The 15917-nt window shown below is 28.4% G+C and carries 16 protein-coding genes; 15 read left to right on the top strand and 1 reads right to left on the bottom strand.

What is annotated here, in order from left to right; genetic code table 11:
* The first annotated feature begins 156 nt into the window (after positions 1–156).
* The 12 genes from soxC (at position 157) to LPB137_RS11485 (ending at position 9496) form a co-directional block, all read left to right on the top strand.
* Positions 157–1482, top strand: a complete 1326-nt coding sequence (gene soxC, locus LPB137_RS11540) for a sulfite dehydrogenase (protein ID WP_076088222.1) — start codon at positions 157–159, stop codon at positions 1480–1482.
* Positions 1463–2536, top strand: coding sequence for a c-type cytochrome (locus LPB137_RS11535; RefSeq protein ID WP_076088220.1), 1074 nt, complete (start codon positions 1463–1465; stop codon positions 2534–2536). The genes soxC and LPB137_RS11535 overlap by 20 nt, the downstream gene beginning before the upstream one ends.
* Positions 2537–2549: 13 nt before the next feature.
* Positions 2550–2900, top strand: coding sequence for a sulfur oxidation c-type cytochrome SoxX (gene soxX, locus LPB137_RS11530; RefSeq protein ID WP_076088218.1), 351 nt, complete (start codon positions 2550–2552; stop codon positions 2898–2900).
* A gap of 17 nt (positions 2901–2917) precedes the next feature.
* The gene (gene soxY, locus LPB137_RS11525) at positions 2918–3367 is read left to right on the top strand and encodes a thiosulfate oxidation carrier protein SoxY (protein WP_076088216.1); all 450 of its coding nucleotides are present in this window, start codon (positions 2918–2920) and stop codon (positions 3365–3367) included.
* A gap of 62 nt (positions 3368–3429) precedes the next feature.
* Complete coding sequence (soxZ, locus tag LPB137_RS11520) at positions 3430–3735, top strand: thiosulfate oxidation carrier complex protein SoxZ (RefSeq protein ID WP_076088213.1); 306 nt, start codon at positions 3430–3432, stop codon at positions 3733–3735.
* Between the two features lie 35 nt (positions 3736–3770).
* Positions 3771–4706 carry a sulfur oxidation c-type cytochrome SoxA gene (soxA, locus tag LPB137_RS11515; protein WP_076088211.1) on the top strand — a complete coding sequence of 312 codons (936 nt, stop codon included), beginning with the start codon at positions 3771–3773 and terminating at the stop codon, positions 4704–4706.
* 12 nt (positions 4707–4718) lie between these two features.
* The gene (locus LPB137_RS11510) at positions 4719–5162 is read left to right on the top strand and encodes a hypothetical protein (protein WP_076088208.1); all 444 of its coding nucleotides are present in this window, start codon (positions 4719–4721) and stop codon (positions 5160–5162) included.
* Between the two features lie 80 nt (positions 5163–5242).
* Positions 5243–5896 (top strand): rhodanese-like domain-containing protein, encoded by a 654-nt coding sequence (locus LPB137_RS11505; RefSeq protein WP_076088205.1) that lies wholly within the window; start codon positions 5243–5245, stop codon positions 5894–5896.
* A 27-nt stretch (positions 5897–5923) separates the two neighbouring features.
* On the top strand, positions 5924–7702 hold the full coding sequence (gene soxB / locus LPB137_RS11500; RefSeq protein WP_076088203.1) for a thiosulfohydrolase SoxB: 1779 nt from the start codon (positions 5924–5926) through the stop codon (positions 7700–7702).
* Between the two features lie 100 nt (positions 7703–7802).
* Complete coding sequence (locus LPB137_RS11495; RefSeq protein WP_076088201.1) at positions 7803–8609, top strand: thioredoxin family protein; 807 nt, start codon at positions 7803–7805, stop codon at positions 8607–8609.
* On the top strand, positions 8610–9056 hold the full coding sequence (locus LPB137_RS11490) for an MOSC domain-containing protein (RefSeq protein ID WP_076088199.1): 447 nt from the start codon (positions 8610–8612) through the stop codon (positions 9054–9056). It begins immediately after the preceding gene.
* A gap of 2 nt (positions 9057–9058) precedes the next feature.
* Positions 9059–9496 (top strand): DsrE family protein, encoded by a 438-nt coding sequence (locus LPB137_RS11485; RefSeq protein ID WP_076088197.1) that lies wholly within the window; start codon positions 9059–9061, stop codon positions 9494–9496.
* A gap of 14 nt (positions 9497–9510) precedes the next feature.
* Here the strand turns inward: LPB137_RS11485 and LPB137_RS11480 are convergent, their stop codons facing one another.
* On the bottom strand, positions 9511–10824 hold the full coding sequence (locus tag LPB137_RS11480) for an MBL fold metallo-hydrolase (protein WP_083657251.1): 1314 nt from the start codon (positions 10822–10824) through the stop codon (positions 9511–9513).
* A 68-nt stretch (positions 10825–10892) separates the two neighbouring features.
* Here LPB137_RS11480 and LPB137_RS11475 point away from each other — a divergent pair, with 68 nt between their 5' ends.
* The 3 genes from LPB137_RS11475 to LPB137_RS11465 all read left to right on the top strand — a co-directional run bounded on the left by LPB137_RS11475 (position 10893) and on the right by LPB137_RS11465 (position 15907).
* Positions 10893–11672 (top strand): alpha/beta hydrolase, encoded by a 780-nt coding sequence (locus LPB137_RS11475; protein WP_076088195.1) that lies wholly within the window; start codon positions 10893–10895, stop codon positions 11670–11672.
* 42 nt (positions 11673–11714) lie between these two features.
* Positions 11715–12878, top strand: coding sequence for an HD-GYP domain-containing protein (locus LPB137_RS11470; RefSeq protein WP_076088193.1), 1164 nt, complete (start codon positions 11715–11717; stop codon positions 12876–12878).
* Positions 12879–13015: 137 nt separating this feature from the next.
* The gene (locus LPB137_RS11465; RefSeq protein WP_076088191.1) at positions 13016–15907 is read left to right on the top strand and encodes a methyl-accepting chemotaxis protein; all 2892 of its coding nucleotides are present in this window, start codon (positions 13016–13018) and stop codon (positions 15905–15907) included.
* Positions 15908–15917: the final 10 nt, after the last annotated feature.

Here is a 15917-nt window from a genome sequence, read left to right as displayed (position 1 = left end):
AGCTAATATTAGTTTTAATTATAAAAAATTAAATCAAAAATAAATTAGAAATAAGTTTTTTTAATACTAGAAATTTATTTATTATTAAGATATTAAAACTATAATTGTATGTTTTAGTTGGTATTTTAAATATACCAGATTAAATGAGGAGGGGAAATGACGAAAATTAGTAAAAATTCTAAAAAGAGTTTAAAAGTAGATTCTGTAGAAAAATCTAGTAGAAGAGACTTTTTTAAAAAAACAGCTATTTATTCAGCTAGTGCTTTAACTGCCGCTACAGTTTTAGCACCTATAAAATTAAAAGCTGATGATGAAAATATTGTTAATCATGTTGATTGGGGAACAAAGTTAGGTGATAAAGTTGATAAGTACCCATATGGTGTGCCTTCTGCTTATGAACATAATAATGTAAGAAGAGTTCATGATTTATTATCTTCAGGTGATAGATATGCAACTGTATCAATGTCTCCATTGCATCAGCAAGAGGGAATTATTACACCTAATGGTTTATTCTTTACAAGAAATCATGGTGGTACAGCTCAAATTGATCCTAATAAATTTAGACTTATGATTCACGGTTTAGTAAAAAAACCAATTGTTTTAACATTAGAGCAATTAAAAAGATATCCATCTGAGTCTAGAATTCACTTTATTGAGTGTCCTGCAAATGGATCTACTGGATGGAGAGGACCACAATTTAATAACTTACAATTTGTAAAAGGAATGATGAGTTCTGCTGAATGGACTGGTGTTAAACTTTCTGTTCTTTTAGAAGACTTAGGCCTTAAACCTGAAGCACAATGGGCTTTAGTTGAAGGTAGTGATAACTCAGAAATGGGTAGAACTCTTCCAATTGAAAAAATCTTAGATGATGCAATGCTTGTTTGGGGACAAAATGGTGAACCATTAAGACCAGAACAAGGTTATCCTGTAAGATTATTAGTTCCAGGTTGGGAAGGTAACTTAAATGTTAAATGGGTTAAAAGAATAGAGTTTTCTGATAAACCATGGCATGCAAAAGAAGAAACTTCAAAATATACAATGTTACAACCAAGTGGTAAGGCGATTAATTTCTTCTGGCCAATGGAAGTAAACTCAATTATTACTTCACCATGTCCTGAAGTTCCATGGACTGATCTTAAAAAAGGTGATATGGTAGAAATATCTGGAATTGCATGGTCAGGAAGAGGAACAATTAAAACAGTTGATATCTCTTTAGATGGTGGTAAAAATTGGGTAGAAGCCGAATTAAAAGGTCTAGTATTACCAAAATCTTGGACAAGATTCTCATATATTATTAAATGGGATGGAAAGAAAAAAGTTCTTTTATCAAGAGCAATTGATGATACAGGACACATTCAACCTTCAATTGATAAATTAATTGAAAATGTTGGAGTAGAAGGTATTTATCATAGAAATCCAATCGTAGGTTGGGAAGTAACATCAAAAGGAGTTGTAAATAATGTTCATGTTAGATCTTAAAAAATCATTATTAGCCATTGGTGTAGTATCTGCACTTTTAGTAACAAACGCAACTGCTGCAGATAAAAAAATGAATATCGATGGTGCTGTTATATATCCTGTTAAAGATGGAATGTATACAGATTATGCTGTAAGCGAACAAAATAAAAAAGGTTTTAGTTCATACGGTAGAACACCAACTGCTAATGAAATTAAAGCTTGGGATACAGATGTAATGCCAGATGGCCATGGTTTACCTGTTGGTGAAGGTTCTGTTGAAGATGGTGATGAATTATACGAATCACAATGTGCAATGTGTCATGGTGACTTTGGTGCAGGTGGAGTAGGTGGTTATCCTACACTTGCAGGTGGTCAAGGAAGTTTAAAAAATCAATTAGGTTTAGAAGGAACAGAAGGTCCTAGAAAAACTATTGGTTCTTATTGGCCTTATGCAAGTACACTTTTTTGGTACATAAAAACTGCTATGCCATTCCCGCATCCTAAATCTTTAACTGATAATGAAGTTTATGCATTAACTGCTTATTTATTATCTGTAAATAATATCAAAGCTGGTGGGGAACTAATTGATGATGAGTTCGTTTTAAGTAAAGAAAATTTCAATACAGTTAAAATGAATAACCCAGATGGTTTTTATCCAGTTCATCCAGACAGAAATGATCTTAAGGAACAAAGAGGTCCTTTAGCTCAAGGTGTTAGATGTATGAAAGATTGTAAGCAACCAAAACCTGTAAGTATTGCTGCTGAAATCGATGTAGGTTTTGATCCTGTAATTAGTACAGTAAAAGATTTGCCAAAAGTTAAAGAAACTGCTAAAGTATCAAAGAGTGCAAAAATTTATGAAGCTAGTTGTAGTGCTTGTCATGCAAATGCTGCAATTGGAGCACCAGTTCTTGGAGACAAAGAAGCTTGGGCTGAAGTTGTTTCAAAAGGAATTGATACTGTTTATGCAAATGCATTAAATGGAATAAATGCGATGCCTCCTAAAGGTGGAGCTGATATTACAGAGCAAGAGTTAAAAGAAGTAGTTGATTACATGATTAACTCAAGTAAATAAAATAGGAGAACTAATGAAATTAGCAAAAAGTTTACTAATAGCATCAGCTATTAGTGGTTTAATCGCAACAAGTAGTTTTGCAAATGGAGATTTAGTTAAACAAGGTGAAAAGATTTTTATGAGTAAGAATCTTGGTAACTGTTTAGCTTGTCATTCAGCAAATGGTAAAAATGTAGATGGACCAGGAAGTATGGGACCAGCTTTACAAGCTTTACAATATTGGCCAGATGATTTATTATATCAAAAAATATATGACCCATATACAACTAATCCAATTTCAGCAATGCCTGCCTTTGGTAAAAATGGTTGGTTAAGTGATTCACAAATTAAAGCAGTAGTTGCTTATTTAAAAACAATTAAATAATATAAAAAGGAAATAAAATGAACAGAAGAAATTTTTTAAGCTTAGGATTAGGTGCATTAGCAGTTTCAATGGCACCATCAACTTTAAGTGCTATTAACTTTAGAGAAACAAAACCAAAAGCATGGACTGCAACAAAAGTAGATGAAGCTATAAAAGAAGTTTTTGGTACTTCAACAGTTACTGAAGGTAAAATCAAATTAAAAGCTCCAGATATTGCAGAAAATGGTGCTGTTATTCCTGTTACTGTTTCTACAAAATTAAATGCAAAAACAGTAGCAATTTTCCAAGATGCTAATCCTGAAACTGCAGTTGCAGTATTTACAGTTCCTGAAAATGGAATTATTGACTATTCAGTAAGAATTAAAATGGCTAAAACAGGTACTGTTACAGTTGTTGCTGATGTTGATGGAAAATTAGTTTCTACATCTAAACTTGTAAAAGTTACTATTGGTGGATGTGGAGGTTGATTTAATTCAATCACTTATAAAATATAAATAAAATATGAATAGAAAATAAAAGGAAAAATATTATGGCAAAAAAAACTAGAATTAAAGCAAAATTAAAAAAAGGTATTGTAACTGTTAAAGCATTAGCTTCACATGCAATGTTAAGTTATCAAGAAGCTGAAAGAGCAAAAAAAGAAGTAAACTTTATTACATATTTAACTGCAACAGTTAATGATAAAATTGTTTTTGAAGTATCAACAAGTCAATTCTTATCAAAGAATCCATACTTAAAATTTCAATTTAAGGGCGCTGAAAAAGGTGACAAAGTTGTAATTACATGGACTGATTTAAAAGGCGAAACTCAAGTAAGTTCTGCAAAAATCAAATAATTACAAAATTGTAATTGAAAAACTAAGGAGAGATTATGTTATTTAAAATTGTAAAAGCTACAACTTTAGCTGCTTTATTTACTACTGCAGCTATTGCTGCAGACTTCAATGCTCAAGCAGAAATTGATAAAGAAAATATTACTAAATATTTTGAAGCTAAATTTTCTGATCCAGAAAAAAATAGAAGTACTTTTTTCCCATATTCTACAACTGAAGAGTTAAAGAATAATTTTATTAAAGGAATTAAAGGTGATGAATTCTCAAAAGGTGGTTACGCATTTTCTAAAAATGGTAGATTATCTTATGATGAAATTAAAGAATTTCCGCCAACTGAAGAATTTGTAGAAAAAGGTGAAGAACTTTTTAATGAACCTTTTGCAAATGGAAAATCATTTAAAAACTGTTTTCCAGATACTACAATCGCAGGTTCGTACCCATTCTTTGATCAAGAATCAAAAAAACTTGTTTCTTTAACTCAAGCTGTTAATGAGTGTTTAGTATCTAATAGTGAAAAGAAATGGAATGAGAAAAAAGGTAAAATGGCTCACTTACAAGCATTTTTAGCTCAAGAAACTGCAGACGCAGAAAAAAGAGTTGATATTAAAATTGAAAGTAAAGAAGCTGCTGAAGCCTATGAAAGAGGAAAAGAATATTACTTTACTCAAAGAGGATATTTAAACCTTTCTTGTGCTACTTGTCATATTCAAGGTGCAGGTCAAAGAGTTAGAAATGAATCTTTATCACAAGGTTTAGGTCAAACTACGCATTTCCCAGTTTATAGATTAAAATGGGCAGCTGGAAATGCAGCTAATGATGGTTTAGGTACTTTAGAGAGAAGAATGTCTGGATGTATTAAAGATCAAGGACAAGTTCCTCCTAAAAATACTTCAGAAACTATGAAAGAATTATTATATTTCATGTCATACTTATCAAATGGTTTACCAGTTGATGGTCCAGATATCAGAAAGTAAAGGGTGAAAATTATGAAAAAAATTACATTAAAAGTTATTACATCAGTTGCACTTTTATCTTTTGGATTTGTTAATGCTAATGCAGATCATCATGGAGAAAAAGATAAGTATTCAAAAATTGATGTAGAAAAAGTTTGTAACGTTAAAACTAATGGAATTGAAAAAGTTATTGCAACTGCAAAACAATACAATGACATTGCTATTAAAAAAGGTTTAGAATTTAGAAGATTAACTGTTAATAACTCTGGTTTAATTGCATCTGTTGAAGAAGCAATTAAAACTAAAGCTAAAATGGTTAATCCAAAAACTTTTAAAGGTAAAGCTTCAAAAACTAAATTAGAAACTAATTTTGCAGCTCACAGATCTTGTAAATTTGCGATTAGAGCATTACAACAAGCTGAAGAAGCAAAATCTACTTGGAGATTAGCAATACCTGGAGATGGATATAAATACTAGTTTTAGTATTTATTAAATAAAAACATAAAAAAGTCAAGAGTTTTTTCTTGGCTTTTTTTTTACTAAATAAAAGGAATAAAATGAAACTTTTAAATAAATTACTTATTGCATCTGCATTTTCTGGATTACTAGTAAGTTCAGCTTTTAGTGCAGAAGCTACATATAATTATGTTCCAATTTCAAAAGGTGTTAAATCTATTGATATGGAATTAAATGATGAAAAATTTACAATTATGAGAAATCAATCAAAAACTAATAAAATTTCTCCATTATATGAAACAACTTTTAGAGGTGCTCCTCAACCAATTTCTTTAGCTGATGGTTTAGAAACATTAGGTGAATTAGAGTTTATTGAGTATATGAAAAAAGCTCAAACTGATGAAAATATTGCAATTATTGATTCAAGAAAGCCAGGTTGGTTTGCAAAGTTAAGAATTCCAGGAGCAGTTAATGTTCCTTTTACAAATTTTGATGAAAAAGATACTGCTATTGAAATGATGGAAGATGAAATGGGTGTTGTTCAAAATGACGATGGTACTTTAGATTTTTCAAAAGCAAAAACTTTAGCATTATATTGTAATGGTTACTGGTGTGGACAAACTCCAGGTATGGTTAAAAACGCTGAATTTGCATTATTAAAAATGGGGTATCCAGTTGAAAAGATTAAATACTACAGAGGTGGTATGCAAGCTTGGACTTCATTAGGTTTTACTGTTGTAGGATCTGGGGAATAATATTATATTAAAGAATAGGAAAAAAATATGAGTAAATTAAGTAGAAGAGAATTTGTATATATGATGTCAGTACTTGGTGCTGCACCAGTGTTTGCAAACTCTCATACTAGATCAGTTGAGACAAATAAATTAGAAGATTACTATAAGCTACAGAATTTTGGTAATGTAAGACTTCTTCACATGACAGATTCTCATGCTCAATTATTACCAGTATACTTTAGAGAACCAAGTGTCAACTTAGGTTTCCATGGTAATTATGGAAAACCACCTCATATTGTTGGTGATAAACTATTAGATTACTATGGTATAAAAGGTAATAAGAGATTAGAATATGCATATTCTTGTGTAAACTTTGAAAAGCATGCAAAAGTTATGGGTAGAGTAGGTGGATTTGCTCAACTTAAAACAGTAATTGATCATTTAACAAATAATTTTGGAGCTGAAAAAACTCTTATGATGGATGGTGGTGACACTTGGCAAGGTAGTGCAACAGCTCTTTACACTCGTGGTAAAGATATGGTTGGTGCTATGAACTTACTTGGCGTTGATGTTGCTGTTGGGCATTGGGAATTTACATATAAAGCTGAAGAAGTTTTAGAAAATGTTAAATTACTTGATGCTGAATTCTTAGCTCAAAATGTTATGGTAAAAGAAGACGCCTTAATGGAAGAAACTGAAGTTGCGATGCAAGCTTATGACGAAGATACAGGTCACGCGTTTAAACCGTACACAATTAAAAAAATGGGTAATGCAAGAGTTGCAATTATTGGTCAAGCTTTCCCTTATACTACTATTGCAAATCCTCAAAGATTTATTCCAGATTGGACATTTGGTATTAATGATGATGGAATGCAAGAGTTGGTTGATCAAGTAAGAGAAGAAGAAAAACCTGACGCTGTTATTGTTTTATCTCATAATGGTTTTGATGTTGATCAAAAAATGGCAGAAGTATGTACTGGTATTGACTTTATTATGGGTGGACATACTCATGATGGTGTTCCAGAAGCTGTTCCTGTTAAGAATGAAAATGGTACTACATATGTTTGTAATGCTGGTTCTAATGGTAAGTTCTTAAATGTTCTTGATTTAGATATTCAAAATGGAAAAATCAAAGACTTTAAATTTACACTTCTTCCAATCTTCTCTGATTTAGTTCCTGAAGATAAAGAAATGAAAGCTTATATTGAAAAAGTGCGATTACCATATATTAAAGATTTAAATAGAACTGTTGCTACAACTGAAGAAACATTATTTAGACGTGGTAACTTTAATGGTTCATGGGATCAAATTATTTGTGATGCATTAATTGATGTAAAAGGTGCAGATATTTCTCTTTCTCCAGGATTTAGATGGGGAACAACAGTTATGCCAGGTCAAGATATCACATTTGATGATTTAATGACACAGACAGCTATGACTTATCCTGAAACTTATGCAAGAGATATAACAGGGCAAGGAATTAAAGATATTCTTGAAGATGTTGCTGATAACTTATTTAATGCAGATCCATTCTACCAACAAGGTGGTGATATGGTAAGAACTGGTGGAATATCTTATAAAATTGATCCAAAAGCTAAGATGGGTGAAAGAATTTCTGATATCCAACTTACTAAAAATGGTAAAAAACTTGAAGCTAGTAAATCTTATAAAGTAGCAGGTTGGTCAACTGTTGGTGCTAAATCACCAGGTGAACCAGTTTGGGAAACAGTTGAAACTTACTTAGGAAATGTAAAACATATTGCAAACTTAAGAGTTGATACTCCAGATATCATTGGTGTTAAAAATAACCCAGGAATTGTTATATAGTATTCAAAATGAAAAAGTATAAAGATTAAATCTTTATACTTCTTTCAATTTAATAAGTGGTTATAAAAACCATTTATTAAATTGAAAAAAGGAATACTAATTGCTTAAAAAAGCTTTACTACTAATTTTTATAACATTTATTTCATCTTTAAACGCAAACTTTAAAGATGGTGAAAAAATATTTTTACAAAAATGCTCTTCATGTCATGGAAAATTTATTGATATGAAAACATTAAAAACAAACTTTTTTGAAAAAGAAAATAAACTTTTAAATCTAAAATATCCAACTGAGAATATGCTTGCTTATGCAATAATTGATAGTCCAAAGCATATAGGTGATAATAATGATTTAGAAATGCAACAAATTGAGATAGAAGAATATTTAAAGAGTTATCTTACAAATCCTGATTTAAATAATAGTATTTGTGAACCTTCAATTATAAAGTATTATGATAAAAAACTTTCAAATAATTATAATTTAAATGATGAAGATTTATCATCTTTAGCTATATATTTTATGAATTATAAAAAAGAAAGATTAAAGAATACAAAAAAAGAGATTAGAGTGTTATCTAAAAATTATAATGAAGCTGAATTATTAAATGATGCAAAAAAAGAAAATAAAAAAATACTAGTTTATGCTACATCTAAAACTTGCCATTTTTGTAAAAAGATGGACAAAGAAGTTTTGTCTTTAAATGAAGTAAAAAATAAAATAGATGAAGATTATCTCTTTTTAAAAATTGATATTGAAGATGTTAAATTGCCTTTTAACCTTGCAAAAGGATATAGAGGTATGACACCCACTTTTTTTGCTTTAGAAAATAATGGTAAATTAAAAAACAAATATCCCGGTTCATGGAATAAAAAAGATTTTTTATTAATATTAAAGGAAAACAATAAATAAATGAAAAAAATTGGGAAAGTAATTGAAATATTTAGTGCAAAAAAAGACTCATCAGGACTACCTAGACCTAAAGTAAATGAGCTTGACATTATTAATGGTTTTGGAATTAAAGATGACAAATTTGCAGGAAAAGATGAAGATAAGTCTGTGATGGTTGTAGGTTCAGTTGCATATAATATTGCAGAAGAAAATAAGATTGATTTACAATTAGGAAGTTTAGGAGAAAATATATTATTCGATTTTAATCCTCATGAATATAAAATTGGTACAGTTTTTGTAATAGGAAGTGTTAAATTAGAAATTACTCAAAATTGTACTATTTGTAACCACTTGAGCGTTTTTGGAAAAGAATTACCAAGTTTAGTAAAAGATCATAGAGGTTTATATTGTAAAATACTTAGCAGTGGTATAATAAAAAAAGAAAATGAAGTTTATATAAAGGAATAAGAATGAAAAATTTATTAATAGTTTTATTTTTTACAGTTTTTGTTTATGGAGAATCAACTTTTTCTAACCCTCAGCCTTCTTTTGATGAGCCAAGAAAAGTTGTTTTCCAAATATATGATTCTGAACTTGATAAAGTAAATCATAATTTAGGAACAATCTATAATATTTTAAAAGAGTATCCTGAAGAATCTCTAAAAGTTGCTGTTGTAGCTTATGGAAATGGAATGAGAGCTTTAAAAAAAGATTTTGATAAAGCAACATTAGCGAGAATAAGTTCGCTTATGGAATATGATGTAGAGTTTTTTGCTTGTAAAAATACTATGGAAAGTATGAAATGGACAGAAGATGATTTTATTGATGATTTAGAATATGTTCAAGCAGGAATTGTTGAGTTTGTAGAAAAACAAATTGATGGATATATTGGAGTTAATGCTTATTAAAATTTGAAGAGGTTTTACTCTTCAAATTCCATTTGTTTAAAAACTCTAGCAATGTTTTGTTTGCCAAGTTCTTTATATGTGTCTAAATGCTCAAATGCAGACATATCAATATTATAGGCATCATTTAATCCACCATCATCATCTAAAATTTCTTCAACTTTTTCTCTTAAATAAACTAGGTAATCTTTTGTATATTTTGTTACTGTTTGCATATTTGTAACTTCACCATGACCTGGTACAACTATTTTAGCATTTAATGCTGTAAATTTATCCCATGCTTCTAGCCATTTTTTAGTTTCTGTAATTTCAAATATTGGTAATAATCTATTATTAAATGCAATATCACCTGCGAATGTAATTTTTTCTTTTGGAAGCCATAGTATTATATCACTGTGTTCATGTGCATATCCTAGATATTTAGCTTCTACAATTTTATTTCCTAAATCAAAAGTCATACTATCTTTAAAATATTCGTCAGGTTCTACAACTTTTGTTCCTTCAAATTTATCTTTTAAAACTCTTTGCATTCGTGAAAAAATTCTTTGCCCTTTTATTGCAATTTCATCTTCAACAATTTCATGAGCAATAATTTTTGCACCTTGTTCTTTCCAATAATTTGAACCTAAAATTGCATGTCCTTGAGAGTTTTCTAAGACAACATATTTAACTGGCTTATTTGTAATTTTTTTGATTTCTTTATGAAATGATTGTGCTAAAAGATAAGAAGAACTTGCATTCCATACTAATACAGAATCTTCTCCTACAATAAAACCTAAGTTATTATTATGTGCAGTTGATTCGTACTCATAGGGTGCTGTAATTCCAATTGAAGTATAAACATCTTTTGCTACTTCTTGTATTTTATTATATAAAAGTGATTGTGGGTATTTATCTAAAGATGAAATTGGAAGTTTCTTTTCTTTCCAAACTTTAAAACTATCTTTGTAATACAGAACATTTTTATATCCTAAATCTTTTAATCTTTTAGCTGCAAAAAGTGATTTGTTTCCATTAAAACAATGAACAACAAATGTATCATCAATTTTCACTTCTTGAGAAATTAAAAACTCTAAATCTCCTCTTTGTATATTACTTACTTTATTAGCTTTAATATAACCACCTTGATTATTGATTTCAGCTCTAGATCTAACGTCGATTATTTTAGTATTTGGTTTTTTTTCTAAAAGTTTAACTAAATCCTGTGTTGAAATTACTTTTACTTCTTTTATTGCTTCTTCTTGCATTTTTGCAATATCTAATGCGTTAAGATTACTTAATAGAACAAATAGTCCAAGTACAATTGTTTTTACATATTTATTTTTTATCAAAACCTCTCCTTAAGTTATAATATTTTATTATAAAGGAATTATTTAAAATACATATTAAAGGAATCAAAATGTTTAAAAAAGTTTTATTTTTATTGTTAGTTGTTACAGCTTCTTTTTCATTTGCAAAAAATGTAAGTAAACAAGATTGTGAGCAAAAAGGTGAAGGTTTTATTTATGCTGGAAATGAATGTATAAATTATGCAATGTTTGAAGGTGATGATAATGATAAGTTAATCGTAATTGTTCATGGAACATGGGATGAAGGAAGTAATGTATTAGGTAGATATGCACCTTTTGCTGAGAATTTAAATATGTCAAGTGATATTAGTACAATTGCTGTAGCACTTCCAGGTTATTCAGATTCTTCTTTAAATAAATTAAAATCAATTGGAAGTAAAGAGTATAATCATCAAGCAGCTACAAAAGAGTATGTTCAATTCTTAGAAAAATTAGTAATTGCTTTAAAAGATAAATATGAAAGTAAAGAAATCACTATTGTTGGTCATTCAGCTGGAGCTATGATGAGTGGATCTTTAGCTGGTTTAAATCCTGAACTTTTAAAAAATGTTGTATTAGTAGCAGGTAGATATGAAAGACCTGATTATGCAAATGAAAAACATCTTCTTGCAAATGACGTCTTAACTAAAATGAATAAAGAATCAAAATTTATTATGATTTATGGAACAAAAGATGAGATATCAAAACCAAGTGTTACAAAAGATTTTTATAAAAAAATGAAAGCACAAGGACTTGATGTACAGCTAGTTGAAGTTAAAGATGCAGGACATATTGATTTAGATATGACTGATAAAAGTATAGAAGCAATTTCATCATTATTTGAAGAGTAAAAACTCTTCAAATAAAATTTTAGTAAAAAAATAGGAATATCAATGGACAAGAAAAAACAATTAGCTTTTAATTTAAACAACTTTTTATTATCAACATCTCACTTATTAGATAATATTGAATTACAACACAATAACACTTCTCAAAATCATTCAAAAAGAGTTGCTTTTTTATCTTTAAAAATGGGACAAAGATTAGGATTTAACCCAGAAGAAATGTTTGATTTATGTGCTTATTCTTTATGTCATGATATTGCTTTAAATGAACAAAAAATTAAAAATAAAGATTATTATGAATTAAGTGAAGAAAAGATTAAAGATTTTCCTTTTTTATCAAAGAAATCTAATATTTTAAAATATCAAGGAGAGAAGTTTGATGGTTCAGGAATTTATGAATTAAAAGAAAATGCTATCCCACTTTTTTCACAAATACTTTTCTTCACTCAATTTATAGATGAAAAATATGATTTTTCAAATAAAAGTATTGAAAATAGAAATGAAATTATTACTTTTGTAAAGAACAATTCTAACATCTTATTTGATGAAAAAATAGTAAATTTATTCATTGAGATAAGTTCAAGTATTGATTTTTGGATTGATATCCAAAATGAAAATGATATTGTATATTTTATTTTTAATAATTTACATGATTTCACTACTGCATTAGACTTTGAAGAAGTTCTAAATATAACACAAAGCTTTTGTAATATTGTAGACAATAAGTCTAAAATAGTTAAAAACAGTGAAAAAATGTGCGATTTTTATGAATTTGACCATAAAGATAAATATATTTTTATGATTACTGCTTCATTATGTAACATTGGAAAACTTTTAATACCTACAAGTATTTTAGAAAAAGATGAGAATTTAAGTATATATGAATATGAAGAAATCAAATCTTATCCATATTTTAATAAAAAAATATTAACAAATATAATGGGGTTTAACGATATGGCATTATGTTCAAGTAAGGTCCAAGAATGCTTAGATAGTAGTGGTTATCCATTTAAACTTGGAGCTAAAGATTTAAGTTTTAAAGATAGACTATTGTCAACTTTAAATAAATATTCATCTTTATGTAGTAATAAAAATTATAGAAGTATTCATACTCATAATGAAGCTATCTTAATATTAAAAGATGAAGCAAATAATAAAAAACTAGATATTTCTATAATTGAGGATATTGATAAGATATTCTTGAATATATAGTCCTTGATATACTTTATGCATAATGAAAACTATTAAAAGAAAATTTTAAAAATAAATTAATAATTAAAACAGCTTGCTAAATTAAAGATAAAATAGTTATCATATAGATAATTTAATAATAAAAAACGGAGAGTGTCATGTTTTCAAATATCTCTATCAAAGTAAAACTTTTAGTTTTAGCACTTATTACAATAGTTTTTGTATCTTTGTCTATTGCAATTGCTTCAATATATTCAATTAATAAATTTTCAAATGAAAATATTGAAAGATATAAAGAAGAATCCTACACCAAAAAAGAAAAAGAGTTACAAAACTATATCTCTTTAGCTATGAAGACAGTTGATGCTTATCACAAAAGAACAGAAATAGAAAAAATAAAAATTGAAGTTCAAGATGATTTAAGAACTCAAACAAATTTTTTATTTTCGATTTTAGAAGCCGAATATGAAAAGTTAAAAGATGTATTATCCGAAGATGCTCTAAAGTTTAGATTAAAAACCTTAGTTGAAGAGAGTAGATATGGTAATACTGGATATTTTTGGATAAATGATACAAATGCAGTAATTGTAATGCATCCTATTAAGCCTCAATTAAATGGCAAAGATCTTATTGATTATAAAGATAAAGGTGGAAAAAAAATATTTAATGAGTTTGCAAATGTAGCAAAATCAAAAGGTGAGGGTTTTGTTGATTATGTATGGCCTAAACCAAATTTTGAAAAGCCACAAGCAAAAGTTTCATTTGTAAAATTATTTAAGCCTTATAATTGGGTAATTGGAACAGGTGAATACGTATCTGATGTATCAGCAAAAATTAAAAAAGAAGCCTTACTTACTATTAGTAAAATGAGATATGGTAAAGATGGATATTTCTGGATTAATGATTCTCATCCTAAAATGATTATGCATGCAATTAAACCTAGTTTAGATGGAAAAGACTTGTCAAATATACAAGACAAAGCCGGAAAATATCTATTTAAAGAATTTTCTGTTGTTACAAATAAAGAACCAAAAGGTGGTTTAGTTACTTATATGTGGCCAAAACCAGGGTTTGAAAATCCTGTTAAGAAATTTTCTTATGTACAAAGATTCGCTGCTTGGGATTGGATAATTGGTACAGGAGTTTATGTAGATGATATTGAAGCTGATATTTCATTAATGAAAAAAAATACTAATGATGAAATAAATGCAATTATTATGAGTATTATTATTTTCTCTTTAATTGCAATATTACTAGTTTATATCATATATTCATTCTTTATTAATAAATCAATAATAAAACCATTGCTTAATTTAAATATGGCTATAAAAGAAATGAGCAATCCAGATTCAAATACTGATGAAATAGAGAAAAAATCTAATGATGAGGTAGGAAAACTAGTTGATAGTTTTAATGGCTATGTTCGAAAACTAAAAGATGGTGTTGCTGCTGATGCTATTGTAATTGATGAAGTAGATGAAGTAATTTCAAAAGTTAATAATGGATTCTATGTTTATAAAGTAGAAAAAAATTCAAATAACCCGCAAATACAAGAATTGAAAGAATCAATTAATACAATGATTGATAAAACAAATGAAAGTTTAACGGTACTAAATAATACACTTTTAAGATATGGTAGTTCTGATTTTACAGTTGACAACACTACGAATGCAAATGAAGTTAGTGGAATTGTTTCTTCTATTAACTCAAGTACAAAATTAATTGGAATTGCTGTTTCTGAATTCTTATCTATGATTGTATCAAGTGGTAAAAAACTAAATGATGATACAAATGTTTTATCAACATCTGCTGAAAAATTATCTAGTTCTGCAAATGAACAAGCTGCTTCCTTAGAAGAAACAGCAGCTGCACTAGAAGAAGTAACATCAATCGTTAAATCAAATGTTCAAAAAGTTCAACAAATGTCTTCTTTAGCAAATGACTTACAAAGTTCTTCTTCTGAAGGTCAAAGTTTAGCATCTAAAACTACACAGGCTATGGAAGATATTGATACACAAGTTAATTCAATTAATGATGCAATTACAGTAATTGATCAAATTGCATTCCAAACAAATATTTTATCTTTAAATGCAGCTGTTGAAGCAGCAACTGCAGGTGAAGCTGGAAAAGGTTTTGCTGTTGTTGCACAAGAAGTGAGAAATCTTGCAAATAGATCAGCAGAAGCTGCAAAAGAGATTAAAGGAATTGTTGAAGCTGCAACTTCAAAAGCAAATGAAGGAAAAGTAATTGCCAATGATATGATTGGTGGATATACAAGTCTTAATGAAAAAATAAATCAAACAATTGAATTAATAGAAGATGTTTCAACTGCAAGTGTTGAAGAAGAAAGTGGTATTGTTCAAATAAATGATGCAATAAATGCACTTGACCAAGCAACACAAGTAAATGCAAGTTCTGCTACAACTATTAGTTCTTTAGCAAATGAAGTTTCTGGTTTATCTGAGAATTTATTAAAAATTGCAGATAGGGCAAAATTTAATGAGTCAAGTGTAAATGAAATTTCAGATATTGATTTAGTATTTAAAATTTCTAAATTAAAAAATGACCATATTAAATTTAAAAATATTAATTTCGAAAAAATAGGAACAACGACAAACGCTTGGTCTGTTACTAAACCAACAGAGTGTGATTTAGGAAAATGGATTATTGAGCAAGAACAAAACTCTAAAGAGTTTACACAAACTACAAACTGGAAAAATTTAAAAGAAAGTCATGAATTAGTTCATTCTAATGTTCAAGATTATATTGATGAAAATTGTAAGAGTGATTCAAGTAGTGAAAAATTAAATAGCTTTTCAAGTGATTTAGATAAAGCTACACAAAAAGTTTTTGCTTCTCTTGATCAAATAAAAAGAGATAATGTTATTAATGTAAATGTAGAAAATAAAATGATTACAGAGCCAAAAACTGTAACTTTACCTAAAGCGTCATCTTCTACTTCTTCTTCAGTTAAGAGAACACAAGAAGTTAAAAATAAAGTAATTGAATCAAAACCATCTAAAGATGATGATGAATGGGAAAGCTTCTAAAAAGAAGCTT

It is taken from the genome of Poseidonibacter parvus (assembly GCF_001956695.1).
Taxonomy (GTDB): domain Bacteria; phylum Campylobacterota; class Campylobacteria; order Campylobacterales; family Arcobacteraceae; genus Poseidonibacter; species Poseidonibacter parvus.
Note: the sequence above shows the minus strand (reverse complement) of the source record. Positions and strands in the feature narration are given on the sequence as shown.